Source organism: Micromonospora fiedleri (genome assembly GCF_016774385.1).
GTDB lineage: Bacteria > Actinomycetota > Actinomycetes > Mycobacteriales > Micromonosporaceae > Micromonospora > Micromonospora gifhornensis.
The window spans coordinates 1-24,468 of sequence record NZ_JAETXL010000009.1 but is presented as its reverse complement, the minus strand read 5'-3'; the positions used below and the strand labels follow the sequence as shown (position 1 = coordinate 24,468).

16 protein-coding genes are annotated in these 24,468 nt (G+C 68.9%); 8 read left to right on the top strand and 8 right to left on the bottom strand.

All coding sequences use genetic code 11. The features are described 5' to 3' along the window. Positions 1 to 6: 6 nt before the first annotated feature. The 6 genes from JMF97_RS23560 (at position 7) to JMF97_RS23535 (ending at position 6,852) form a co-directional block, all read left to right on the top strand. Positions 7 to 936: a carbohydrate ABC transporter permease gene (locus tag JMF97_RS23560; RefSeq protein WP_307817076.1), complete on the top strand. Its 930-nt coding sequence runs from the start codon at positions 7 to 9 to the stop codon at positions 934 to 936. Further along, complete coding sequence (locus tag JMF97_RS23555) at positions 936 to 1,847, top strand: carbohydrate ABC transporter permease (protein ID WP_203223498.1); 912 nt, start codon at positions 936 to 938, stop codon at positions 1,845 to 1,847. Before JMF97_RS23560 ends, JMF97_RS23555 begins: the two co-directional genes overlap by 1 nt. Continuing rightward, complete coding sequence (locus tag JMF97_RS23550) at positions 1,847 to 2,914, top strand: ABC transporter ATP-binding protein (protein ID WP_203223497.1); 1,068 nt, start codon at positions 1,847 to 1,849, stop codon at positions 2,912 to 2,914. Before JMF97_RS23555 ends, JMF97_RS23550 begins: the two co-directional genes overlap by 1 nt. Then, positions 2,914 to 3,990 carry an ABC transporter ATP-binding protein gene (locus JMF97_RS23545; protein WP_203223496.1) on the top strand — a complete coding sequence of 359 codons (1,077 nt, stop codon included), beginning with the start codon at positions 2,914 to 2,916 and terminating at the stop codon, positions 3,988 to 3,990. The genes JMF97_RS23550 and JMF97_RS23545 overlap by 1 nt, the downstream gene beginning before the upstream one ends. A gap of 57 nt (positions 3,991 to 4,047) precedes the next feature. Further along, the gene (locus tag JMF97_RS23540; RefSeq protein ID WP_203223495.1) at positions 4,048 to 5,508 is read left to right on the top strand and encodes an NAD-dependent succinate-semialdehyde dehydrogenase; all 1,461 of its coding nucleotides are present in this window, start codon (positions 4,048 to 4,050) and stop codon (positions 5,506 to 5,508) included. A 126-nt stretch (positions 5,509 to 5,634) separates the two neighbouring features. Beyond that, positions 5,635 to 6,852 carry an iron-containing alcohol dehydrogenase gene (locus JMF97_RS23535; protein WP_203223494.1) on the top strand — a complete coding sequence of 406 codons (1,218 nt, stop codon included), beginning with the start codon at positions 5,635 to 5,637 and terminating at the stop codon, positions 6,850 to 6,852. A gap of 65 nt (positions 6,853 to 6,917) precedes the next feature. Here JMF97_RS23535 and JMF97_RS23530 read toward each other — a convergent pair whose 3' ends face one another. The 3 genes from JMF97_RS23530 to JMF97_RS23520 form a co-directional block, all read right to left on the bottom strand. Continuing rightward, entirely contained in the window at positions 6,918 to 10,193 is a 3,276-nt protein-coding gene (locus tag JMF97_RS23530; protein WP_203223493.1) for a hypothetical protein, read from the bottom strand. A 181-nt stretch (positions 10,194 to 10,374) separates the two neighbouring features. Next, the gene (locus JMF97_RS23525) at positions 10,375 to 11,145 is read right to left on the bottom strand and encodes a TIGR02452 family protein (RefSeq protein ID WP_203223492.1); all 771 of its coding nucleotides are present in this window, start codon (positions 11,143 to 11,145) and stop codon (positions 10,375 to 10,377) included. Between the two features lie 143 nt (positions 11,146 to 11,288). Then, on the bottom strand, positions 11,289 to 15,503 hold the full coding sequence (locus JMF97_RS23520; RefSeq protein WP_203223491.1) for a HEAT repeat domain-containing protein: 4,215 nt from the start codon (positions 15,501 to 15,503) through the stop codon (positions 11,289 to 11,291). A 275-nt stretch (positions 15,504 to 15,778) separates the two neighbouring features. On the opposite strand from JMF97_RS23520, the gene JMF97_RS23515 reads away from it, so the two are divergent. After that, positions 15,779 to 16,735, top strand: a complete 957-nt coding sequence (locus tag JMF97_RS23515) for an SCO2521 family protein (protein WP_203223490.1) — start codon at positions 15,779 to 15,781, stop codon at positions 16,733 to 16,735. 6 nt (positions 16,736 to 16,741) lie between these two features. Here JMF97_RS23515 and JMF97_RS23510 read toward each other — a convergent pair whose 3' ends face one another. The 5 genes from JMF97_RS23510 to JMF97_RS23490 all read right to left on the bottom strand — a co-directional run bounded on the left by JMF97_RS23510 (position 16,742) and on the right by JMF97_RS23490 (position 22,717). Further along, a complete protein-coding gene (locus JMF97_RS23510) occupies positions 16,742 to 17,719 on the bottom strand; it encodes an SCO2522 family protein (RefSeq protein WP_238360011.1) in 978 nt (325 codons plus the stop codon). After that, positions 17,704 to 18,633 (bottom strand): SCO2523 family variant P-loop protein, encoded by a 930-nt coding sequence (locus JMF97_RS23505; protein ID WP_013733235.1) that lies wholly within the window; start codon positions 18,631 to 18,633, stop codon positions 17,704 to 17,706. The genes JMF97_RS23510 and JMF97_RS23505 overlap by 16 nt, the downstream gene beginning before the upstream one ends. Beyond that, positions 18,633 to 20,474: an SCO2524 family protein gene (locus JMF97_RS23500; RefSeq protein WP_203223489.1), complete on the bottom strand. Its 1,842-nt coding sequence runs from the start codon at positions 20,472 to 20,474 to the stop codon at positions 18,633 to 18,635. The genes JMF97_RS23505 and JMF97_RS23500 overlap by 1 nt, the downstream gene beginning before the upstream one ends. A gap of 229 nt (positions 20,475 to 20,703) precedes the next feature. Beyond that, positions 20,704 to 21,420 carry an SCO2525 family SAM-dependent methyltransferase gene (locus JMF97_RS23495; protein WP_203223488.1) on the bottom strand — a complete coding sequence of 239 codons (717 nt, stop codon included), beginning with the start codon at positions 21,418 to 21,420 and terminating at the stop codon, positions 20,704 to 20,706. Positions 21,421 to 21,808: 388 nt separating this feature from the next. Next, positions 21,809 to 22,717, bottom strand: a complete 909-nt coding sequence (locus JMF97_RS23490) for a hypothetical protein (RefSeq protein ID WP_102657511.1) — start codon at positions 22,715 to 22,717, stop codon at positions 21,809 to 21,811. A 204-nt stretch (positions 22,718 to 22,921) separates the two neighbouring features. On the opposite strand from JMF97_RS23490, the gene JMF97_RS23485 reads away from it, so the two are divergent. Next, on the top strand, positions 22,922 to 24,319 hold the full coding sequence (locus JMF97_RS23485; protein WP_102659786.1) for an IS1380 family transposase: 1,398 nt from the start codon (positions 22,922 to 22,924) through the stop codon (positions 24,317 to 24,319). Positions 24,320 to 24,468 lie beyond the last annotated feature (149 nt).

Sequence of the window (24,468 nt, the reverse complement as noted above, 5' to 3'; positions counted from 1 at the left end):
GTACCTGTGACGACCGATGCCGGGCAGGTGGCGGCGGCGCCGTCACCTGCACCGGGTCGGTCCCGCCGGCTGAGCGACCGCGGGCTGGCGGTGGCGTTCATCTCCCCCGCGTTGCTGCTGTTGCTCGCGATGTCGGTGTTCCCGCTGCTGTGGGCGCTGTACCTGTCGTTCACCGACTACTCAGCCACCCGTGGCGGGCGCGCCTATTTCGTCGGGTTCGGCAACTACACCGCCATCCTGACGTCGGCACAGGTCCACCAGCGGGCCCTGACCACGTTGATCTACGTGGTCGGTGCGGTCACCCTGCAGACGGTGCTCGGTTTCACCATCGCGTACCTGATCTCCCGGCGTACGCACGGGCGCGGGCTGCTGACCACGTTGTTCCTGGTCCCGATGATGCTGTCGCCGGTCGTGGTCGGGCTGTTCTGGCGGTTCATGCTCGACGCCCAGTTCGGCGTGATCAACAGCATGCTCGGGTCGCTCGGCCTGGGGCAGGTGGAGTGGCTGACCCGGCAGCGTACGGCGTTGATCTCCCTGATCGTGGTCGACACCTGGCAGTGGACACCGTTCATCATGCTCATCGCGCTGGCAGGGCTCACCGCGGTGCCCAAGTACCTGTACGAGGCCGCCTCGATCGACCGGGCATCCGAGTGGTTCCGGTTCCGCACCATCACGCTTCCGCTGGTGTGGCCGCTGCTGCTGATCGCCGTGCTGTTCCGGGCCATCGAGGCCTTCCGGCTGTTCGACCTCGTCTACATCCTCACCAACGGCGGACCGGGTGTCTCCACCGAGACGTTGTCGTTCCACGTCTACAAGGTCGCGTTCCTGGGCTTCAACACCGGAACCGCCTCGGCGTACGGGATTCTCATGGTCCTCGTCGTCATCGTCCTCTCGCAGATCTACCTGCGCTACCTGAACAGACTCAAGGAGGGCTGATGGCCGTCTCCGTCGACGAGGCCGTGTCCACAGGTCCTGCCCGGGATCGCCGGCCCCCCGCGCGGCGCCGGGGCGGCCGGGGCCGCTCGGTGCTGGAGGTCGCGCTGCTGACCGTGCTGGCCGTGGTGATGCTCTTCCCGGTGCTGTGGATGATCGAGACGTCCATCAAGGAAAACCGGGACGTCTACGCCGTCCCCGCCGAGTTCTTCGGCTTCACGGTCACCATGGACCATTTCAAGGACGTGTTCGTCGGTCCCGACGGCGGTCGCTCGGACCTGTCCGTCGCGTTCCTCAACTCCGTACTGGTCGCCGGGGCCTCCACGGCACTGGCCACCCTGCTGGGGGTGCCGGCGGCCTGGGCCTACTCACGGTTCGCGGTGAAGGCCAAGAAGGACCAGCTGTTCTTCATCCTGTCCACCCGCTTCATGCCGCCCGTGGTGGTCGTGATCCCGATCTTCCTCATGTACCGGCAGGTCGGACTCATCGACACCAAACTCGGCCTGATCCTGATCTACGCCGCGTACAACCTGCCGTTCACGATCTGGATGATGAAGGGGTTCGTCGACGAGGTGCCCGCGGAGTACGAGGACGCCGCCATGCTCGACGGCTACACCCGGCTGCAGGCGTTCCGCCGGTACACCCTTCCGCTGCTCGTGCCCGGCATCGCCGCGACGGCGGTCTTCGCGCTCATCTTCTCGTGGAACGAGTTCGTGTTCGCCATCTTCCTCACCTCCAGCGACAGCGTGCGTACCGCCCCACCCGCCATCGCCGGCCTGATCGGCGGCACCACTGTGGACTGGGGTCTGGTGGCTGCCGCCTCCGTGGTGTTCGCCCTACCGGTGCTCCTCTTCGCCTACCTGGTCCGCAAGCACCTCATCGCCGGTGTGACCCTCGGGGCGGTGCGACGCTGATGGCCGGCATCGAGGTGACCGCCCTGCACAAGCGCTACCCGGACGGCACGGTCGCCGTCGAACACATCGACCTGTCCATCGGCCACGGCGAACTGTTCGTGATGCTCGGCCCGTCGGGTTGCGGCAAGACGACCACGCTGCGGGCCATCGCCGGCCTGGAACGGCAGACGACCGGCGACATTCACATCGGCGACACGCTTGTCAACGACCTGCCGCCGGCCGAGCGGGACATCGCCATGGTGTTCCAGTTCTACGCCCTCTACCCGCACCTGAAGACCCGCGACAACCTGGCGTTCCCCCTGCGGGCCGAAGGGCTGCCCAAGTCGGAGGTGCTCAAGCGGGTCGACGAGGCCGCCCGGCTGATGCGGCTCGGTCCACTGATGGACCGGCGACCGCGCCAACTGTCCGGCGGGGAGCAGCAGCGCGTCGCGCTGGCTCGCGCCCTGGTGCGGCGACCGCGCGCATTCCTGATGGACGAGCCGCTGACCAACCTGGACGCGGAGCTGAGGGCGGACATGCGTACGGAGATCAAACACCTCCAGGGCGAGTTGGGGGCGACGATGGTCTACGTCACCCACGACCAGGTCGAGGCGATGTCGCTCGGGCACCGGATCGCCATCCTCAACAAGGGCCGCGTCGAGCAGATCGGCACCCCGCTGGAGGTGTACGACCGTCCGGCGAGTCTCTTCTGCGCCGCGTTCATCGGCTCCCCGCCGATGAACCTGATCGAGGTGGAGGTGGCCGACGGGGCGCTGCGCGCCCAGGGCGGGCTGGTCCTCACGCCACCGCCCGGCCTGTCCCGCGACCGTGACCTGGTCGCCGGTGTGCGGCCGGAGGCGCTGGAGGTCACCGCACCGGGGGCGGAGCGTTCGGTTCCGGCCCGCGTGGTCTCGGCCGAGTGGCTGGGCGACGAGATCATCTACGTCGTCGATCACAGCGGTCAGCGCGACGTCCGCGTGCGGATGCCACCGACCGTCCGTTTCGCCGCTGACGAACCGGTCGGGCTCCGGCACACCGGCGCGACCCCGGCGGTCTACGACCTGCGTACGGAAGAGCTGGTGGCCTGATGGGAACCGTGGCAGCGCACGGGCTGAGCAAGTCCTTCGGCAAGGTCCAGGCCCTGGACGGGGTGACCCTGGACGTGCCGGACGGCTCCTTCTTCGTCGTCCTCGGCCCCTCCGGGGCAGGCAAGACGACGACGCTGCGGGCGATCGCCGGCCTGGAGAAGCTTGACGCCGGGTCGGTGCACCTGGACGGCCGGGACGCGACCGGTGACGCCCCGGCCGCACGCGACTTGGCCATGGTCTTCCAGAGCTACGCCCTCTACCCGCGACACACGGTGTACGAGAACATCGCGTCGCCGCTGCGGGCACGCCGCTGTTCTGCAGGCGAGATCGCCGCTGCCGTCGAGCAGATGTCGCGTCTGCTGCACATCGAACGTCTGCTGCAACGTCGTCCCGCGCAGTTGTCCGGCGGTGAGATGCAGCGGGTCGCCCTGGCCCGGGCGCTGGTCCGTAGCCCACGCGCGTTCCTCATGGACGAGCCGCTGACGAATCTCGACCTCAAGCTCCGCGTCGAGATGCGTACCGAACTCACCCGCATCCACCGCAGCCTCGGAGCAACCTTCATCTACGTGACCAACGACCAGGTCGAGGCCCTGTCCATGGCCGACCAGGTCGCGGTCCTCAAGGAGGGAAAGGTGCAGCAGGTCGGCACACCGACCGAGGTGTACGAGCGTCCCGCCAACCAGTGGGTCGCCGGATTCGTCGGAAGCCCTCCGATCAGCCTGCTCTCCTGCCACGCCGAGGGAGACCGCCTGGTCGGCGCGGAAGGGTGGACGCTGCCGAGGCCCCACTGGAGCACGGCGGAGGAGGGTCGTCCGCTGCTGCTGGGCCTGCGCGCGGAGGATCTGTCCGTCGAGCAACGGGGGCACGCGTCGTTGCCGGGAGAGCTCTACGGGCTTGAGCCGCTCGGCGACCGGACGGTGGTCGACGTCCAGGTGGGGACGACGATCGTCAAGGTCAAGGCACGACCCACCGTCACCGGTACGCCGGGCGAACGGCTGCAGGTCACGGTCGACCTGGACCGCGCGCACCTGTTCGACGCGGACACCGGCCTGTCGGTGTCCGAGGCGGGGCGGTGACCGCGCCGGACGGATCCGTGCAATCGCCCTACCACGACGATCACAGGAGGCGACGCCATGAGTGACCCGACGAAGGTCCTGGCCCCCGAGCACCGGCGGCTGCGCATCGGCGACGCCTGGCGCGATGCCGCAAGCGGGGCCACCTTTGCCGTCGAGGACCCGGCCACCGGCAAGAGCATCGCCGAGGTGGCGGACGCCGGAGTCGTCGACGGGCTCGCTGCTCTGGACGCGGCGAGCAGGGCGGCGGCCCAGTGGGCGGCGACCCCGCCACGGAAACGGTCAGAGTTGCTGACCGCGACGTACCGGGCGCTGACCGAGCGGTCCGAGGAGGTCGCCCGGCTGATAACCCTGGAGATGGGCAAGCCGCTCGCCGAAGCCCGGGCAGAGGTGGCGTACGGCGCCGAGTTCTTCCGATGGTTCGCCGAGGAGGCGGTACGCGTCGAGGGCCGCTACAGCACCGCTCCCCCAGGCGGGTACCGCATCCTCACCGTGCCGAAGCCGGTCGGCCCGTGCGTCTTCGTGACGCCCTGGAACTTCCCGCTGGCCATGGGCGCCCGCAAGATCGCTCCGGCGCTGGCCGCAGGCTGCACGACCATCACCAAGCCGGCAGCCCAGACACCACTGACCATGCTGTTGCTGGCCCGCATCATGCAGGAGGTCGGCGTACCCCCGGGGGTGGTCAACGTGGTGACCACCAAGCGTTCCGGCGAGGTGGTCTCCGCGCTGCTGGCCGACAGTCGGACCCGCAAGCTGTCGTTCACCGGGTCGACCGAGGTCGGGCGCGTGCTGCTCCGACAGGCAGCGGATAACGTGCTGCGCACCTCCATGGAACTGGGCGGCAACGCTGCCCTGATCGTGTGTGCCGACGCCGACCTGGACGTCGCCCTCGACGGCGCCATGGTGGCCAAGATGCGCAACATCGGGCAGTCCTGCGTCGCCGCCAACCGGATCTACGTCGAGGAACCCGTACGCGAGGAATTCACGGCACGCTTCGCCGAGCGGATGGCCGCGCTGTCGGTGGGCCATGGTCTCGACGACGGCGTGGACGTCGGAGCGTTGATCGACGCCGCCTCGGTCACCACGATCGACGAACTCGTGGCCGACGCCGTCGACCGCGGCGCCCGGGTCCTGGTGGGCGGCAAGCGTCCGGACGGGCCGGGCCACTTCTACCCACCCACGGTCCTCACCGACGTGCCCGACGACGCGCGGATGCTGGCGGCCGAGATCTTCGGCCCGGTGGCGCCGATCATCTCGTTCACCTCCGACGACGAGGTGACAGCCAAGGCCAACGACACCGAGTACGGCCTGGTCGGCTACGTCTTCACCCGTGACCTGCAACGGGCACTGCGCTTCACCGAACGGCTGCAAACAGGGATGCTCGGCATCAACCGCGGTCTGATCTCGGACCCGTCAGCCCCCTTCGGTGGTGTGAAGCAGTCCGGGATCGGCAGGGAAGGGTCACACGAGGGCATCCTCGAGTACCTCGACCTCACGTACGCCGCGATCGACCTCCCGTGACCGACCTGCCGCCCCGGACGCCCGGCGTGTGCCTGCGCCACCCGGGCGGTCCACTGTCCCCGGTCGCGCAGGTGACCTGGACGTCCGCCCCGCCAATCGCCGCCGACGTTCCGGAGAGGCACCGACATGCTTGAGACCGTCCGCGGACCACGCCAACTGATCGTGGGCGAAGGGGTCGCGCAGAACATCCCCCGAGTGGTGGCCGAGAGCGGCTCACGCGTCCTCGTCGTGACCGACCAGGTGCTGCTGAGACAGCCGGGCGTGACCGACATCCTGGCCGCCGTACGGCAAAAGGCCGAGATCGTCGAGGTGTTCTCCGACGCGACCGCAGACGTGCCACTCACCGACGTCGCCCTGGCCGTCTCGGCCGCCGCCGAGGTGGACGCCGACGTGATCCTCGCCATCGGCGGCGGCACGGTCATCGACCTCGCCAAAATCGTCGGCGTCATCCGCCGCCACGGCGGAACGCCGCGCGACTACTACGGCGAGTCCAGAGTGCCGGGGCCGACGATTCCTCTCGTCGCGGTCCCGACGACGTCGGGCACCGGCTCCGAACTCACCCCTGTCTCGGTGTTGACCGACCCGGACCGCGCCCTCAAGGTCGGGGTCTCCAGCGTCCACATCGTGCCCGACTTCGCCATCGTCGACCCCGAACTCACCTACACCTGCCCGGCGACCGTCACCGCCCACTCCGGCATCGACGCGTTCTGCCACGCGGTGGAGAGCTACACCGCCCGACCCCGGGCCCACGGACCACGCGACCCCGTGGAACAGGTGTTCCTCGGCCGCAACCCGGTCACCGACCACTACGCGCTCCAGGCCGCACGGCGCATCGCCCGTAGCCTGCGCCGTGCCGTCAGCAACGGAGGCGACACGCAGGCACGCGCCGACATGTCCTACGGGTCCATGCTCGCCGGACTCGCCTTCTCCCACGCGGGCAACGCGGCCCCGCACGCCCTCCAGTACCCCATCGGCGCCGCCACGCACACGCCGCACGGCCTGGGCGTCGGGCTGCTACTGCCCTACGCCCTGGACGCAGCCCGGGACGCCATCGGCGACCGGCTGGCCGTCCTCGCCGGGGTGTGCGGGCTCGACGTGACCGACGCCTCGGATGCCGAGGCCACAGACACGTTCCTCACCTGGCTCGACGGGCTCCTCGCCGACATCGGCATCCCGCCCACCTTGGCGGACATCGGCGTGGCCCGCGCCGACCTGCCCCGCTTCGCGGAGATGGCCAGCGGCGTCACCCGCTTGATCCAGAACCATCCCGGCCCGACCGACACCGCCAGCCTGACCGCGATCCTCGAAGCGGCCTGGACCGGCGACCGAACCCGACGGTCCTGAGCCCGCGCGGAGATGGTGACCGGGCGACCGGTGCCCCGATAACGGTGGGGACACGGCTACCCCGGTCAGCTCATGTCGATGGCGTATGCCTCTGCGCGCACGTCGAGGTCCGGGTGCTGGCGTAGCCGGATCAGCAGGTCTCGCCATGGCGTTTTCCATCCGAAGCCGGCGCCGTGACGGACCAGCGATACCGCGAACAGGCCACCGGCAAGGTCGCCGCGCTCTGCCAGGTCGACGATGGTGGTGGCGAGAGCGTCGGTGTCGGGCCACTCGTGCAGGCTGCGCAGGCGGACGCCGACGCGTTCGGCGGTGCGGACCGCGAGGACGGGTCGGCCTTCGCACAGGTCGGCGATCTCGTCGAGATTGTCGAGTCGGTGAAGGTCGACCAGCAGCGCGGTCGCCGTGCCGGTGAAGCCGGGTCGGGTGGCGAGCCAGCGTGCTGATTCGACAAGTGTGCTGCGGTCGGCACTGGGCGGCTGGTGGCCGGATCGGACGGCCGCACCCCGGGCGAGAAGTTCGATGCGGCGTCGGTGCGGGCGGTCACCCGTGGCGGGGTCGCCAGGATGGTTGTCGTCGGCATCCCGGGCGACGAGGCGTGTCAGCGCATCACGGAGTACGTCGTCGCCGCCGGCCTTGAGCAGATCGGCGACCTCGCTGGACGTGGTCGTCTCGTCAAGGTCGATGAGGCGGTGCACGACGAGGTCGGCGACTCCGGTCAGCCACGGTGACCAGGCCCCGAGTTGGACGAACGCGGCACGTCGGATCTCACGGTCGGTGGCCCGACAGGCGTCGACGACGAGCGCGCCGTAGGCCGGGCGGTGTCGGTGCGGGATCGTGTCCGGGTACGCGTCGAGGACGGCGCGGCGCTCCTCCCGGCTACCGTCGACGGCGGCCCGCAGGATGGTCCAGCTCGCGTCGGTGTGTAGCCGCTGCCGGGCGGCGGACACGATCGCCGCGCGCACGTCGCGGTGCGCGTCCGGGCGTCGGTGGACGTCGAGCAGGGTTGTCAGCGTCTGCGGCGGCCCGTAGCGGGCCAGCAGCCGAGCTGCCTCCTTCCGGCTGGTGATCTTCACCGCGCCGGTGAGCACCTCGCTGAGCAGCCGCACCAGCAGCGACGGTGCGACGTGCCGGGCGGCCCGGCCTGCCGCGTACAGCGCGACCCGAGCCCGGTCGCTGTCGGCGTACCGCAGCAGGAGCCGCAGTGCCTCGTCGGGCCGGTCGGTCCAGACCAGCGCGCCCAGCGCTGCCTCGGCAATCGCCACCTCAGGGGCGTCGACGTGACGCAACACCAACTCCCGTCCCGCACCCGGAACGCGGGCAGCGGTCCAGATCGCCGCCGCCCGGAACCACACCTTCTGCCCTGTGTCGGCGATGACGAGTTCCTGCAGGTGCACGAAGCGGGCCTGTTGGCGGGGCAGCCAACGCTCCGGGTGCACCGCCCGGACGGGCACCCACGGCGTTCCCGCCTCGATGAACCGGCCGCGGGGACGGTGGTCCAGCGCCTGGTCGAGCAGGTCGGTGCGGACGGTGCAGATCGTCGTCCACACCTCGTCGATCGTCACCGCCGACGGATCGGTCGCGACTACCTCGGCGACGCGGCCCGCACGCGTACGTGGATCGTCCAGCCACAATCCGATTGCGGTACGGGCCACCGAGGGCAGCGTGTGCGGGCCGATCGCGCGACGCAGCAGGTCCTGCAGTTGCGGCACGCGCCAGGCTCGTTTGCCGAACGCGTAGCTGAGCGCGAAGAGCGGCCCGTACCGGCCCCGGTCGATGCCGGCCGTGACCCAGTCGTGCAGCCGCTGGAAGACCAGCGTCTCCTGCCCTCGCCGCAGCACCGTGTCGAAGCGGCGCAGCACCGGCACGTGGGCACCGGTGCTCACCAGGTCGATCGTGAGTAGCGCCCACTCCCACAGCGGCGGCACGGCGACGTGGTGTTGCAGCACGTCGACGGCGAGGCTACTCAGTGCTGTCGTGGTGGCGGCGGAGGCGTCACGGGCGTCGACCGCGTCGGTGCTCAGCTGCGTGAGACCGGCTGCCGTGTCCGCGGTGAGCAGTGGCGCCACCCTCGCCAGTGCGGTGAGCGCGGCGGCCCGGACCGGATCCTGCTCGTTACGCAGCCGACTGAGCCGCACAACCACCTCCGCCACCGCCTGTGGGTCACGGGAGCGGCGGGCGGCCTGCAAGAGCAGCGTGTAGCTGTGCGCCCGCTCGTCGGCGTCGCCCGAACGCAGCGCGTTCTCCAGCGCCGCGGACGCCTGCGGCCAGTTCAGGTACGCCGACCAGGTCCGTACGTCGGCCTCCCGTTCGCGGATCTTCGGCAGGCCCAGCACCCGGTTCGCCTCACGCACCCGGACCGCGGCTGGCAGCACCTCCATGATCTCGGCGCTCGGTATCCACGCCGCCGTGTCGACCTCGGCCAGGGCACGGTCGTACAGCTCCCCACGCCGGGCCGGCGCGACAGCATCGAGCAGTGCCGCCAGAGCCCGGCTGCGGTCGTGGAGCCGACTGGCCAGCGACACCAACTCGTCGGTGGGCAGCACCGCCAGCCGCCGCAGCACAGCCGGCGGAAGCGCGGAACGCCGCAGCCACGCAGCCCGGCCAGGCGCGGTGAGCAGCCGGATAACCCGGCTGGCGTCGTACGCCGCGAGCACCCCGTACGCGGTGAGAGGGCCGGGTAGCCACTCCTCAGGCGCGTACCGTTCGAGCAGGTCGAGTGCCTGCGCCGGGTCGCACCTCAGCACCGCAGCAGCGGCCTCGACCCAGATTCTTTGCCGCAGTTCGGGTCGGGCTGCGGCGAGCCGCTCGCGGACCCGGTCCAGCAGCGGGCCGGAGTGCCACCGGACAAGCCGCTCCAGGCGCGTCGCGTGCTCCAGGTCGGGCAGCAACGCCCGCACCGTCGCGGTGCCGCATGCCGGCAACAAGGCGGCGGCTTCTTCATCACCGAACTGGGCACGGATCTCGCCGATCAGCGCATCGGCGATGTCCGGTGCGGGCCGGCGGCGAAGATCCCGATAGACACGCCGTCGCTCTACCGCCGGCCGATCGGTGACCTCACCGATCGGGAGACCCATACGCAGCGCCGAGGTGAGCGCGGCACCCCTGATCGATGGCTGGGGATCACGCAGCGCCGCGACGACGCCATCGCTGTCCCCCGCCACCCGCGCCGCGACGAAAGCGAGGTGCCGCTCGTAGGGGCCCCGCTCGCGGAGGTCGGCACACACCTGCACCCGGTCAGGGGCAGTCTGCGCCCACTGCGCGAGACGGTTCATCCGTTTGCGGTAGGGCAACGGATCGAGCGAGTTCAGCAGGTCATGGGTGGCAGTGAGCACAGCGTGCATTCTGCCCTCCACCCCATCCGCGAGGAGATCGATATATCGTCCCGTTCGGCGGCAGCCAGCCGTCGTCAGCAAGGATCTGCCGGATCTCGATGGAGCCGAGATGCCTGCGGACGGCGTCGGGTAGCAGCGCCGCCGCAGTCCGCCTGTTGAGGGCGTGCGTCCGCGCTCCCAGCCGCCGATTTCACGGCAGTTCCGGAAAGCGCTCCACGAAGGTGCGATACACCGGTGTGCCCGGCAGACCATCGCGGATGGCAAACACCACGCGGTCGAATCGGTCGACCATCTCCAACGCGTCGGCGAACGCACCGGCCACCGCGGCGGGGTCGTTGCGGAACACGCCGCACCCCCACGCACCCAACACCAGCGTCCGATGCCCGTGCGCAGCCGCGGCCTGCAGCACCCGCCGGGCGCGCCGGACCAGCACCGCCGGTACGTCCGTCGCGTGCTCGGGCTGGTTGCGGAGGATCGCGCCAAGGTTCGGCGCCGCAGCGGTCAGGAACGATGTGGTGTACGACTGGTCGAGCAGGTTGCCCTTGTCGTCACGGAACACCGGCACGTTCGGGGAGTAGATGACGCGGTCGCTGTACCGCAGATCCCGCTGTCCTCGATGGAACGTGTAGAACTCTGGTGCCGCAAGCAGACACGGGTACAGCGCCGATGCGCGGGCGATGCTCTCCTCCTGCGCTTTCGCCCCGCCCAGGAATCCGCCACCCGGGTTCTTCGCCGACGCGAACACCAGACAGGCCGCCCCAGGCCCCAGCCGGTAAGCCGCCTGCAACGTCGACTCGTACGTCACCTCCACCTCACCCGCGCCAGGCGCCGCGCTTTCCACCGCGAGGACCTCGTTCGGCAGGTGATGGCGCGTGCCGGCGACTGCGGCACGTACCGCCTCGCCGATGACGACCTCATCACCGGCGGCGTTGCGATAGCGTCCCGACTCGGCGATCGCCACCGTCTAGCGAGCGATCTCACGAAGTCGGCCGCTCACCGGCACACTCGGTGAGTCGGAAGGTGAAGGGTCCGCACAGCCAGCAGGCTAGGCAGGTAGCGCGGCTGACGACAAGCGGTTTCCCGGGCCCTGCACGAGGCCGTGGATCACGGAAAGTCGTCGGGCGTGATGTCGGGCAGCGTGGCGAGCAGTTGCCCGGCCAGGCGCCGTACGGTGTCGTCGTCCCGCTGGCGGCCGAGCCGTATGAGCAGCTCTCGAGTCCGGGTGTCTCGGTAGTGGTGTCGGGTCAGCGCCAGCAATGCGGTCCGGCGGATTTCCCAGTCGTTGTCAGCGGCCAGCCGGAGCAGCAGCTCCGGCACTCCGGCCCGGCCGGCCAGGGTCGCGCCGAGTTGTTCCACCGCTCGGCGCCGGACCTCCAGGGCCGGGTCGTCGCGGACCAGTCCGACGAGCAGCACCTGAACCTCGGGGTCGGTGCCGAAGTGTTCGCCGAGCGCGGCGGCGATGCGGGCACGGATCGCCGGGTCCTGGTCGGACAGGCGGCGCATCAGTCGCAGTGTCACCGCCATGGAGGCGCTCCCCTGCTCGGTGAGGCAGCAGACCGCGGCGTCGAACACGGTCGGGTCGGTGTCTGACTCGACGCATTCCAGCAGCGTGTCGGTCACCACGTCGGGACTGCCGTGACGGCAGAGCGTCCGCACGGCGGCCAACCGGATGCCGACGTAGCTGTCCCGGCGGGCTCGCCGGCACAGTGTTTCGACAAGGCTGTCGGTCTCGCCGTGCCGGGCGAGCGCGTCGGCGGCCGCGCGCAGCACGTTCGGGTCGGGATCTCGGCTGACCTGTTCGGCCAGGCACTCCCGTACGGCGGGGTCGGGTGGGTCGGCGAGACGGGCCAGGCTTCGGGTGACCCGCAGTCGGACGAGCGCGTCGCGCTCTTCGAAGGCTCGGCTGATGAGCAGGTCGCGGGTGGCACGGCCGAACAGTTGTCGGCCGGTGAGCAGGTCGACGGCGGCGAGTCGGACGCTGGCGGTCGGGTCGCGTCGGGCGCTGGCTAGTAGTAGTTCTTCGGTACGCGGGTCCGGGTGGGTCTCGGCCAGGGCGCGTACCGCGGCGAGGCGTACGGTGGCGTCCTCGTCGGCGCGAGCCGCCCGCGCCACCACGGTCCAGCTGGCGTCGTCGGTGCTGTCCCGGTCGATCAGTGCGGTCACGGCGGCAGCCCGCACGGAGGCGTCCTCGTCCTGTTCGATCTGATCGATCAGCCGGGCCCGGCAGCGGCCGTCCGGGTCAGGCACGAGCGTCAACCGCTGTACGGCGGTGGCGCGGAGCCGGGCGGAGCTGTCTGAGCCGGCCAGCTTCAGCAACAGCTCGGTCTCCTCCGGGCCGGCCCGGCCCGGCAGCAGTCTGGTCGCCAGGCAGCGCCGCACCTCGTCCGGGGAGTCGCCGGTCATTCGCTGTAGCGCGCGACTGCGGGCGGTCTCGGCGTGTTCGGGCAGGGCCAGCAGGGCTGTCAGCGCCTCCTGCACGACTGCGGGATCGGAGTCCGTGGCCAGCAGTCGCTGGAGGGTGCCGGGTGCGTGCGGTAGGTCGGTGCAGCGCGCGGTGAGCACGGCGACCGCCGCCCGTCGTACCGTGGCGGCGTTGTCCTCGGTGGCCCGGAGCAGGACGTGGCGGATGTTGTCGCTGAGTTCCGCCCGACCGCCGAGAGACTGTACGGCCAGCGCGCGGACCGCGGGGTCGGGCGAGTCGGTGAGGTCGCGTAGCTCGTGGATGAGGTCGGCATCGGCGCCGAAGTGAGTGATCAGGGCCCGTACGGCGGCCTGCCGAACGGCGGTGGAGACCTCGGCTCCGGCCTGTGTGATCAGGATGTCCCGGTAGCGGTGACGGTCGCCGTCGGTGGCGTTCAGCCGGCCGGCGGCTTCGGCGAGCCCGGCGACCAGGGCGAGGTGGGCTTGCCGCTCGCGGCCGTGCTGGAGCTCCCGGACCAGCAGTTCCTCCAGGTGTTCCTCGGTGGTGGACAGCGCTGCGGCGATCCGGGTGGCAAAGGTGGAGCCGGAGCGCCAGCTGGTGCGTACGCCGCGGCGGCGGTACCAGTTCAGGAAGGTGTGCCGGCCGGGCCAGTTCGGCCCGAGTGCCCGCACCGACGAGAGCAGTTCCTGTTCGGTGAGCTCGGTCAGGTTGGGGTCGTCGGCGGAGATGCCGTGTTCGACAAGCAGGACGATCTGGCACAGCACGGCGTTACCCGCAGCGGTCAGTTCGGCGGGCTGTGGGGTTTCGGCCACGCATTGTGCGGCCAGCACCAGGTTCCAGGGCGGGGCGGTCAGGTTCAGCGGCGGCCAGGGTTGGGTGGTCTCGGTGGCGAGCAGGGTGATCAGGTCGTTGGCGATCCGGGCGGGTAGGGCACCGGCGACGAGGCGCAGCACCTCTCGCCAGGACGGGTCGGCCCAGTGTTCGCGGAAGAGGGCGCGGAGCCGGTCGAGGTCCCAGGCACCGGGGTCGTTTTCGAACCTGTCCACGATCTCCTCGGCGCAGAAGAATTCCAGGAACGCGCGGTGCACGAACCCGAACAGTCGCAGTCCGTATCGTTCCAGGATGAAGCTTCGGTGACGCAGTTTTTCGATCATCGAGTAGGCCATGGCGAGCGCCCGCTCGTTCTCGAAACCGTAGAACGCGACGAGGTGGTCCCGGAAGACGCGGCCCAGTTCGTCGGAGTCGATGTAGTTGCCTGCTGGTCCCGATTCCCGGAACTGCATGTGGAATGCCAGGTGACGCAGTAGTCGACGCTTCGCCTGCAGGTCCAGCGACGGGACGTCGCCGTGGCTCTCCCGCAGTTGTTTGGTCACGTCCCACTCGGAGATGAGGACGTCGGTGACGTGTGCGTACAGTCGGCGTCGGTTGCGGGGCAGGGGGTGGCTACGGCCGACGATCGTCATGAGCATCAGCAGGAGTGGGTTGCCGGCGATCTCGTGCATCGCTCGGGAGTTGCGCAGCATGTCGAGAAGCTGTCGTCGTTGCCGTTGTGCTTCGACAGCTGGGGTGGACATCACGTAGCGGTACCAGTTGTCGAGGAACTGGGTGATTTGTTCGTCGTCGAGGTCTTCGAGGGTGAAGTGGTCGAACCCGGCGTTGGCGAACGTGTGTCGCTGGTAGCCGGCCGCCCGTGAGGTGACCACTGACAGCACTCCCGGGTACTCGTTGGCGAAGGTGGCGATCTGTGCGGCCACCTCTTCGCGCTGAGCCGGGTCGAACACCTCGTCGAGTCCGTCGAAGAGGAAGAGGGCTTGGCCGCCTTGGCGCAGGTATGACTCCAGCACCTCCTGGTCGATTCCGGTCAGTCCCTGTTGGTGGCGGTGTCCGACGTAGTCGAGTAAGCCGTCGCAGCGGCCGTCGCCGCGGTGCGCGGCGTAGGAGCGAAGCTCGATCAGCACGGGCAGGTACTGGTTGAGCGCCGCGAGTCGCGGTTCGTCGCAGGCTCCGGCCAGTGCCAGTGCCAGGTACTGCGCGGCCGCTGACTTGCCGGAGCCTGGGTCGCCGAGCAGGACGATCGTTTGGCGGCCGGGGTCGCAGACCACGTCGAACAGCGAGAGCGCGTCCTTGGCCGCGTACTCCTCCCAGAGTCGTTCGAGCTCTTCCGGGTTCACCACGCCGGGTAGGCCGCTGGTGTCGCCGTCGGATGTGGTGCCGGCCCATCGCCACCAGGCCAGTGGCATCTCCGGGCGGGCTTCCTCGTGTACTCGGGGCTCGACGAACAATTTCGGCAGTCCGACGGTGAGGTAGCCGATGGTGGGACGTGGTGAGACGGCGTCGACCGGGACGGCTTGATATCTGAGCGCCAGTTGCTTGTGGTAGTGGCTGCGTACGGCTTCGGGTAGGTGGGTGTCCGGATCGGCGGGTCCACGTGCGGGAGAGCGTCCACTGCGTACGTCGGCCAGCGCCGCGGTGACCTTGGCGGTGAGGTCGTCGACGCTGGTGAAGAAGGCGCACAGGTGTCGTTCCTTGAGTTCGCGGCGCAGTTCGACGATTCGCTCGCCGTCGGCACCCCGGTCGACCTGGTCGACCGGCCAGGGGGTCTCCTCGGCGAGGAGGAAGACCAGGCAGGGTTTTCCGGCCGCGAGTGCCTCGCGGTACTCCAGTTCGGTGATGGAGGATTCCTGACCGGGCGGGCGAAATCCGTAGCGCCAGGCAAAAAGTCCGATGTAGAGGTCGCAGCGGCGTACGTCGGCCAGGCAGCGGTCGAGCGGTGGTCGGACGTCAGCACCGTACGCTTCCATGGCGACGTCCTCGATCTCCAGACGGCGTGCCACTGCGTGTACGGCAGCGCGATATTCCAGCAGGTCTTTCTGAGTGGCCGAAAGGTAGACCTTCATAAACGGCAACTCCAGGGGTAGCTGGCGTCCGCACTATCGAAAATATCAGTCGTCGTCACGTTCGTGCGGCCGGCGACGCTCCGCCGCCATAGGATTCCCGCCGATGTCGGGCCTATGATGCCCCCAGGGCAGACGCCGACCCGCGGGTCGATTCCGTTTTCGCCGGGTCCCGTTACCTCAATGGGGTCGGTGTCCGCGCAGGTCACGGCGAGGTTAATCAGCGGGGGTCGCATTCCGCAGGATGATTGCGGGCGGACGGCGATGCGGAGGAAGCCATGATCACTTTCGGTGAGGTGCACACCAACCTGCTTCAACACAGCACGGCGCTGGTTCAGGAGCAGAGTTCGCAGGTGCTCAGCCTGGTCGAAGGCGAGGCCGTGCTGACATCCCGCCGTCCGTCGCTCTATGCGGTCTCGCCCGATGTGCGCACCGGCGTGGACTGCTGGCTGCCCAGCGCCAGGCGGAGGAGGTTACGGGGGGTGGGCGCGGTGGTCACCCGGGCCATCATCACCGGTGGCCGAATCGTGCAGGCGTCGTCGGTCATCCAGGTCGTCGCCGGAGAACGTCGCCAGCCCTGGTCGCACTATCTGGCCAACCCGGGCGTCCTGGAGACGGTCGGCAAGCTGGACAGCGCCGACCTGACCTCGGGGTTCCTGCACGGCCACGACACGGACGTGCTGAACCTGGAGGCGATCACCGGGCGGGTGCTCGACGGGGTGCAGATGTCCGACCTGCTGGACCGGCGTCCGCCGCTGCGTGCGGCGCGTACCCGGCTGCGCTGGACCGCGCAGGTGGGCCAGCAGCCGGACCGGGAGGTTTCGGCCGTCGTCACCGTGGACTCCCCGACCCTGCGTACGGTCGAACTGGTGCTCGCCCCCCAGGACGTGCCGGCGGCCGTGGCCGGTCTCTGCGAGGACCTCGCGTTGCACGACTGGCTGCTGACCACGCTCTCCTCCCTGATGGAGGCCGTTGTCACCCGGTCGGGCAACGGGCAGGAGCATGTCGAGCGATTGCGTCCGGTGTTGGAGCACCTGCTGCACCTGTGGTTGCCGGGCGCGCGGGTCGACCCGCGACTGCGGCCGATCTGGGACCGGTTGGAGCAGGTGCCCGGATTCAGCCGCCAGTGGAACTCGTCGGTGAACTGGATCCGCGATCAGGTCAGTGTGGGCAACCTGGCGCTACTGCGTGACCTGGCGGGCCGCATGTCGGTCGACCAGCCATGTGGGCGCTGAGCACACTCACCCACCGATGAACACGTAACTCAGCCGGTCGACGAGCTCGCTGGGCAGGTCCAGCCCTTCACCACCAGCGCGCCGGGTGACCTGTTGCGCGACCGCCGGCGGTACCGCCACCTGACCGAGAATGGTCCGTACCGCCAGCTCGACCGGCAGGTACTGGGTGTCCATGAGGGTCAGTGTGCGGTACGCGCAGAACGGCGCGGCAGTCGGGTTGAGCTGGACGATCGCCGGCAACTCGTCCCAGTCGGCGGGCAGCTCGCCGGTGAGCCGGCTCGGTTGCATCAGGGTCTGCCCGCGGTGTCGCAGCACGCCCAGCCGGGCCATCTGCCAGACCGATGCGAGCAGCGCGCACGCCCACTCCCGGGTCTTCGGTTCGTCGGACCACAGCTCTATGTCGACGAAGATCGAGTGCCGGGGGTCACCGGACTGCACCGGCGGGGACCAGGGACGAGGCAGGGTCATCGCCGGCGCGTCCACGTACCCGGGCGAGCGCATGCCGTTGGACAGCCACCCGGATTCACTGAGCGGGGGCCGGCTTCCGGTGGTGTGCCGAGGTGGCTCCACCACGAGGGTGTCGACCACCATCTGGGCGAGTTCGACGCCGCCGTGACGGGCGAAGCTGGATTCCCGAGCCACGTAGTCCAACACCAGGCCCAGCTCTGCCGCGGCGCTCTGCACCTGTGGGATCACCTCGCGGGGTGAGCCGAATCGGTGGAAGTAGTCGTCCACCATGAAGCAGGTGCTGATCCGCGGCTGGCGCGGGGCCGACAGTCCCTGGCGGGCAAGTGCCGGGATCGCCGGTGACCAGTCGGCGATGCGCGCGAACCTGCGCCGCAGATCCTGGCAGCCGCTGCCGAAGTCGTCCGCGTAGAAGTGACCCAACTCGACCGACAGATGTGAGTACGCCACGCTCTCTGTCCGACGCACCGCAGCTGCCTCCTGGAACCTGACATCCACGTCGATCACACGGTTTCCCATGCGGTCTCGTCGAAGAGCTTTTCGGTCAGCTCCACGATGGCGTCCACCGTCTTCACATTCGCAATCTTGGCTTGTACGTCATGGTCCGAGATGAGCTGTTCGCGCCACTGCAACAGCGGGTCCAGCGGCACCGCGCCGAGCAGCGTCGTGCGTCCGACACCTCGGCGGCGGGCCAGTTCCGACAGTTCCGTGTCGCACTTGCGCAGGAATGCCTGCTGCGCGAGGTCGAGGTGGCCGACCTCGGGGCCGCGGGAGTCGATCACTGCTGTGCGGATGAAACGCAGCGACTCCCTCAGCCGCTCCGGCTCGTGGCCGTACTCTTTGGCCATGGCGAGGATGCCACCCGCCTCAAAGGCGAGATCAGCCGCCGCGGTGACGTGCTGAGGAGTCCAGCGATGGAAGACCAACCAGCGCGCGACCACCTTGCGTAGCGCGGGGGTCGCGGTGGCAGCCAGCACCATCTGACTGGCGTACGACCGGCCGGCGCTGAGGTCCACGAGGGTCAGGTCGAACTCCTCTTCCAGTCGGAGGAAGAGCTCGGCGCAGCGTTTGGCGATGTCGTTGGTGAAACCGAACTCACTGCCGTTGCGCTGGCCGGGTAGGAGCACCAACGGACCCGAACCGATCGGTCGCTGGCGCAGGCTGGCCCGTTCCGAGCTACCCCACACGTCCAACTGCTCGGGAAACGGGATTTCTCCGCGCAGGTAGCGGTGCAGGCCTCCGTTGTTGGGTCCGGCGCCCTCCACCCCGTTGACGGCGTCCGGGATCTGAAACGTGATGCCGGCGGTAGGCGAGCCGAAGTCGTAGTCCAGGTAACAGGTGGGACGGCCGGACAGGGCGCTGCGGTAGGCGATGTTCGCGGCGGTCACCGAACGACCGGTGCCACCCTTGTGCGACGTGACGAAGACCAGCATCAGATCCCCTCGCTGGCTTTCTGCTGCCCGGTAGTGACGTCGTTGAGCAGGAGCAGCAGCGTGTTCGCCAGGGCGGCCGCCGTGCCCGGGCGTTCGTCCACCAGCAGTTGCGCCTGGCGCAGGCTCGCCCGGATGCTGCGCATGCTGCGTTGCATCGCCTCGCCGGCGAACGTGCCGCGCATCAACTCCCGGTCGAACAGGTATTCCGCTTCGTCGATCAGATCCTGCGCGTACCCGGAGAGCCGGGCTGCGCGCGGGAAGGGCCGATCCCAGAGCAGCTGACCGGCGTTGACCAGCGCCTGTACGACCCGCGCGGTCAGATACCAGGAGGGCGCCTCCGGCCTGGGAGCCAGCCCGGGGAAAGCGCCGCCGGCATGGTCCCACAGCCCTCGGTGCCGGCCGTCGGGAATGCGGCGCAGCACCAGGTGGTCCCACACCTCGTCGGCCAACTCGAGCAGTTCGCTGCGCCGCCGGGCGTTGCTCAGCAGACCGGCGACGGTGATCGCCCGCTGCAGCAGCACGGTGGAGAACTCGTTCACGACCCACGTCATGATCGGCTTGGACGTGTCGTCGTTGAGGGTGACCCGCTTACCGGGAGTGTGCACAAGCAGCGCTGACTCGCCGGGCGTTGCGCGTCGGGTGACGCGGGCACGCTGGGCCAGTTCCACCAGGACCGCGGCGATGCGGCCGAGTTCCTCGTCGCCGCCGCGTCCGACCGCGAGCAGTCCCTTGACTGCCAGCGACGTCGCTTGGAGGGTGTAGTAGTCGGTGCGGTCGCCGTCGGTCGTGCGCCACGGGATGTCCTCGATGGGCCATCGCCGACGGTTGCCGAAGGTCGCCACCGTCGCCCAGTAGGTCCGGGTCAGCTCCCAGCGTAGCTGCAGCGCCCGGGACAACCGCTGTTGTTCCTCGTTGAGCAGGCCGAGCAGGCGGGTACGTTCGGAGTTCAGGTCTTCGATGGCATCCATCGCGATGACCGTGAAGTAGAGGTAGGGGGCATTCTCGGCCGAGCCTTCGCGTTGCCGGCCGATCGACTCGCTGGTGGGGACTTCCTCGGCGCCGGCGATGATGCCCCACGACCAGCCGCATTCGAAGAGCATGTCGCTGTTGTCGAGGTCTTCGGTGACCCGGCCCGACCCGATGACCACGCTGCGCAGACTGGCCATGGTGTCTCGCAACTGCTCGCGCAGCGCCGCGACGAGTTCCCGGCGCGGTAGCTCGTCCTGGTTGACCATGTCGCACAGTCGTCGGCCGTACTCGTCGGTGGAGGTGAAGACGAAGGTGCTGAAGCTGCGCAGCAGGCCCACCATGGCGGCGGTGAGCCGAATGCTGGCCATCGTCTCCAACTCGTCCAGTTGCGCGAGCAGTTCCCGTCGCTGGGTGGCACTGCGGTAGACCTTGACGAAACCGATGGTCGCCAGCGTGAGGGTGACGGAGACGGCGAACGAGTCGACGATGTCCTGGGACCGTTGTTCCTCGGTGAGCTCCGGGCCGCCCTCGACGGGGGTGAGGTAGCCGCCGCCGCCGAAGACGGGCGTGCCGTCCTCGGCGGTGTACCGCCGGAAGTAATCGATCATGACGGTGACCAGCCGGCGGGGTATTTCGATCGCACCGCCGAGGGAGTTGAGGGCCTCGATCACCTCGTCGTCGGCGCGGTCGGGGTCGTCGAGCGACAGCGCAGGGATCTTCGATGCGGGCAGGAGCAGGGTCAGCAGTTGCTCGGCATCATTTATGGAATTGCTACCGCTTCGGCCGCCCCAGTGCCATTCGCCTTTTTCCCAGCAGCTCCGCACCGTGGCCCGCCAGATGTCGAGGATCTCCTGGCGCGGCTGTATCCGCATGATCCACCGCCGTCTGCATGTAGTCGCCGACTCGGAATTGCTGGTGTTGCTGTGCGCACGGTGATCCACGATGACCGGCACGGATGTGCAGTGTCATGGTAACGGGCCGGTCGAGTGTCACCGGAGACGCTCTGCCACCCGCATGTCAGCGAGCCGCAGGACATGGTGCAGGGTTCCACGCGGCAGGCCGGGGCATCCGGTCGGGGGCTTCCATGACAGTCGCCGGCGCCTATCCGCGGGTGCGGCCGGTGGTCAGCAGCATGCTCTGGTATCCGTCGCGCAACGGCGGTCGAGGGCGCTCCTCGTGGACGGTCACGTCGTACGCGCCGGCCGCGATGCCAGCCACCACCTCGGCGCGGTGCAACGCCACGGCCGGAAACGAGCGCAGGCCGACGCGGTATCCGACGGATCCGAGCATGACGGCCACGGCGAAGGGTGCGCCGGGACGCAGCGCCCGCAGGAACCGGGCGACGGCGTGTTCGGCCTCCGCCCGGTCGGCCGAGATGGAGCAGGCCACGAAAAACATCGTGCCCGCGTCCCAGGTGTGCTGCGGCAGGTCGAAGACGCTGGTCCGGCAGACCTGGCCGACCTGAGCCAGGCGCTGTCGCGGATCCGACAGCGCCGCGTACGCCGGATGCTCGACGCAGACCTGCCAGTACGGATCCCAGAGTTCGTCGTAGCCGTCGACCTGCGTACGCAGCCAGCGCACGTTCGACGTGGACAATTCACACAAATCGATGGCACGCGCGAACGGCAGGAGCGTCAGGGCCGGATAGAGGTTGGCGCCCGATCCGACGTCGACACAACGCGCGTCGGTCAGCTTCGCTGCGGCGAAGAAGTCCCGGGTTCGGCGGAGCAGCTCCCGGTCGTCGGAGCGCAGGTCCGCGTAGTTGTGCCGGACATAGGCCTGCGGGTCGAACCTGTCCCACTCGACCTCGGTATTCACCGGCCCCGGGGACTGCATCGGCACGGATGACGCGGAATCGCCACGACCGCCGGCCTCCGGGGTCAACGCCATGGACGTGCCTCCATCGGTCTCAGCGGATCACACTGGGTTCTCGCTCCGGCGCGCTCGGTGCACTGGCCATTGTGTATCGAACCTGTTACCTGCCCGCAAGTGACGGCACGTCACCACGGACAGCGCCAGAGGAGCGCTCGAGTGAACTCGATGGAGGCCCGCCAGTGCGTGCGCATGCACATCCACATCGATTGACGTGGTGCGATTGCTTCACGGCGTCGCGGCCCACACGGACACCGGGTTCTTCCCAAGGCCAGCACGAGCCGGCCCGGTGCGCTCCACCAGGCTCAAGCGCTGGTTGGCGGCCGGCTTTCCATCATGTCCGCGGCCCCACGGAAGCCAGGTCCTGGGAAAACGGGAGAAGCCGGTGGAACTTGCCGGCATAGCTCGCGATATCGGCAGCATTCTGCGAGAAGTGATTGTCGTCGTCATGGTCCGACATCGACACGGTCCGGTGCATGATCCTTCCGTCGATGACAACAAATGACTCGCGAAGCGACTTCTGTATCCGGCGGTTCTGCACCCATTTGACGTTGATCCCGAGATTTGCCTCAATTTCCATGAGGTCGTAGAGTTTCGGTGTCACGTTCTCGGAGATGAAGATGCGGGAGATTCGGACACCGCGGTCGGCGATGAGCGAGCGCTGGATCTCCAGATACTCGCGGTAAAGCGGCAACTGCCACCACACGTCCTCAACCTCGGCCGGGCTCGTGCCGAGCACCTCGGTTGTGGCGGAGCGCATCAGATCCAGCAGCACGTTGGAGTACGTGAAGTCGAGTTGCAGACGGCCATCGGCGAGGCCGGACAGGTCGTCCAGAGTGTTTCGTACCCGCGCCACGGCCTGCTCCACGAGGATGTGATCGAGGTTCTCCGCGCGGCTGGCCTGCCCGATCTTCGCCAGCCGCTTGACCTCGGGGTCGAACAATCCGAGGTTGGCGCCTCTGCTGATGAAATCGTACGTCTCGGTAACCGAGCGCAGGGCAGACTCAGTTCGCGTCCAGCCCTGGTCCAGTTCGCGGTGCGCGCGGGCCTGCTCTTCCTTGATCTCGTTGAGTTTCTGCATCATCCCGAACAACAGGCTCGTGGCCACGCCCGTGAGACCCAGGGCAACGCTCATCGGCCCGCTGATGCCAGCCAGCAACGTGGCGACGATTGCGACGAGAGAGACCAGCGTGCCCAGAACCGAGATTGCCCAGTCAGCCGTGAACCTCTTGAGGTCGCGCATTCGATGACCACCCTAAACCCCGACCAAGGAGTGATGTCGTTGGCGCAATCTCGGCGGAATCATCCACCAAGGAACTCATCCTAGCCTCGGCCCTTCGTTAAGGGCTGTCCACAGGGTGGGCAGGAAACGAAGAAGTGCCTTCTGATCAGGGAAAATAGGGCTTGTCGAAGGTCCCATGTTCCTGTCACGGAAGGCACTTGCTGGGTGAAGGCTACCGCAACACGTCCGAAGATCATGGTGACTGGTGACGGGCGGGGCGTGGTCGGTCATGCCGGTGCCCGGCTGCTGGCTGATCTGGCCGATACGACTGGGCTGAGCAGTGCGTTCAGCGATGCTCTCGCTGGTCTGCGGCAACGGCAGGGTGGGCACTGCCCGGGCCGGATCGCCGTGGATGTGGCCGTGATGCTCGCCGATGGCGGCGAGGCCATCGCTGATCTGGCGGTGCTGCGTGACCAGTCCGCCTTGTTCGGGCCGGTCGCCTCCGACCCGACGGCATGGCGGCTGTTGTCGCAGCTGGACGAGCCGATGCTGGCGCAGCTACGTGCCGCGCGGGCCCGTGCCCGCGAGGTCGCCTGGGCTCAGCATGCCGAAGTCCGCGGCGACCTGCCGCAGGTGTGTGTGGCCGGCCGGCAGGTCGACGGCCTGGTCCTGGACATCGACGCGTCGATCGTGATCTGTCACTCCGAGAAGGAGTCGGCGACCCGCACCTGGAAGAAGACCTTCGGCTATCACCCGTTGCTGTGCTTCCTGGACAACACCGGTGAAGCCCTCGCCGGGTTGCTGCGCGAGGGCCGGGCCGGCTCGAACACCACCGCCGACCATGTCACCGTCCTGGACCAGGCCTTGGCGCAGATCCCCGACGCCTGCCGGCACGGCACCCCGATCCTGCTGCGCGCCGATTCGGCCGGCAGTAGTCACGGCTTCCTCGCCCACATCCGGGCTCTGCGGGAGCAGCACGTGGACATCCGGTTCTCCGTCGGCGCCGCGATCACTGAGCCGGTCCGCGAGGCGATCCGCGCCGCGACCGACTGGGTCCCCGCCATCGACACCAGCGGTGAACTGCGGGAACACGCCGAGGTCTGCGAGATCACCGGCCTCATCGACGCCGCCGGTTGGCCCGCAGGGACCCGGTTCCTGGTCCGCCGGGAACGCCCGCACCCCGGCGCGCAACTGTCGCTGTTCGACACCGTCGAAGGCTGGCGGCATCAGGTCGTCGCCACTGACACCCCCGCCGGCAACGGCGGAATCCAGCACCTGGAAGCCCGCCACCGCGCCCACGCCCGCGTCGAGGACCGCATCCGCACCGGCAAGGACACCGGCTTCGGCCGGTTCCCGTCCCGACACTTCGCGATCAACCAGGCCTGGCTTCAGCTGGCCCTGACCGGCATCGACCTGATCGCCTGGACCCAAACCCTGCTCCTGGACGGCGACCTCACCCGCGCCGAACCCAAGAAACTGCGCTACCGCCTGCTGCACGTCGCCGCCCGGATCACCCGCACCGCCCGCCGGACCCGCCTCGCCATCGCCACCGACTGGCCCTGGACCGAAGCCCTGACCAGCGCATTCAGCCGACTCGCCGCACTACCACGACCCGCCAGCTGACCCCGAAGCCTCACGCCTCGACCCGCAGCACGGAGGAACCCGGCCCAGCGTCGGGCCATCAGCATGCCAGCAAACCGACCGACCAACCCCGAACCAACATCATCGACCAACAGCTATGAACGACTGCCCAGATGAAAGACCGAGGCTAG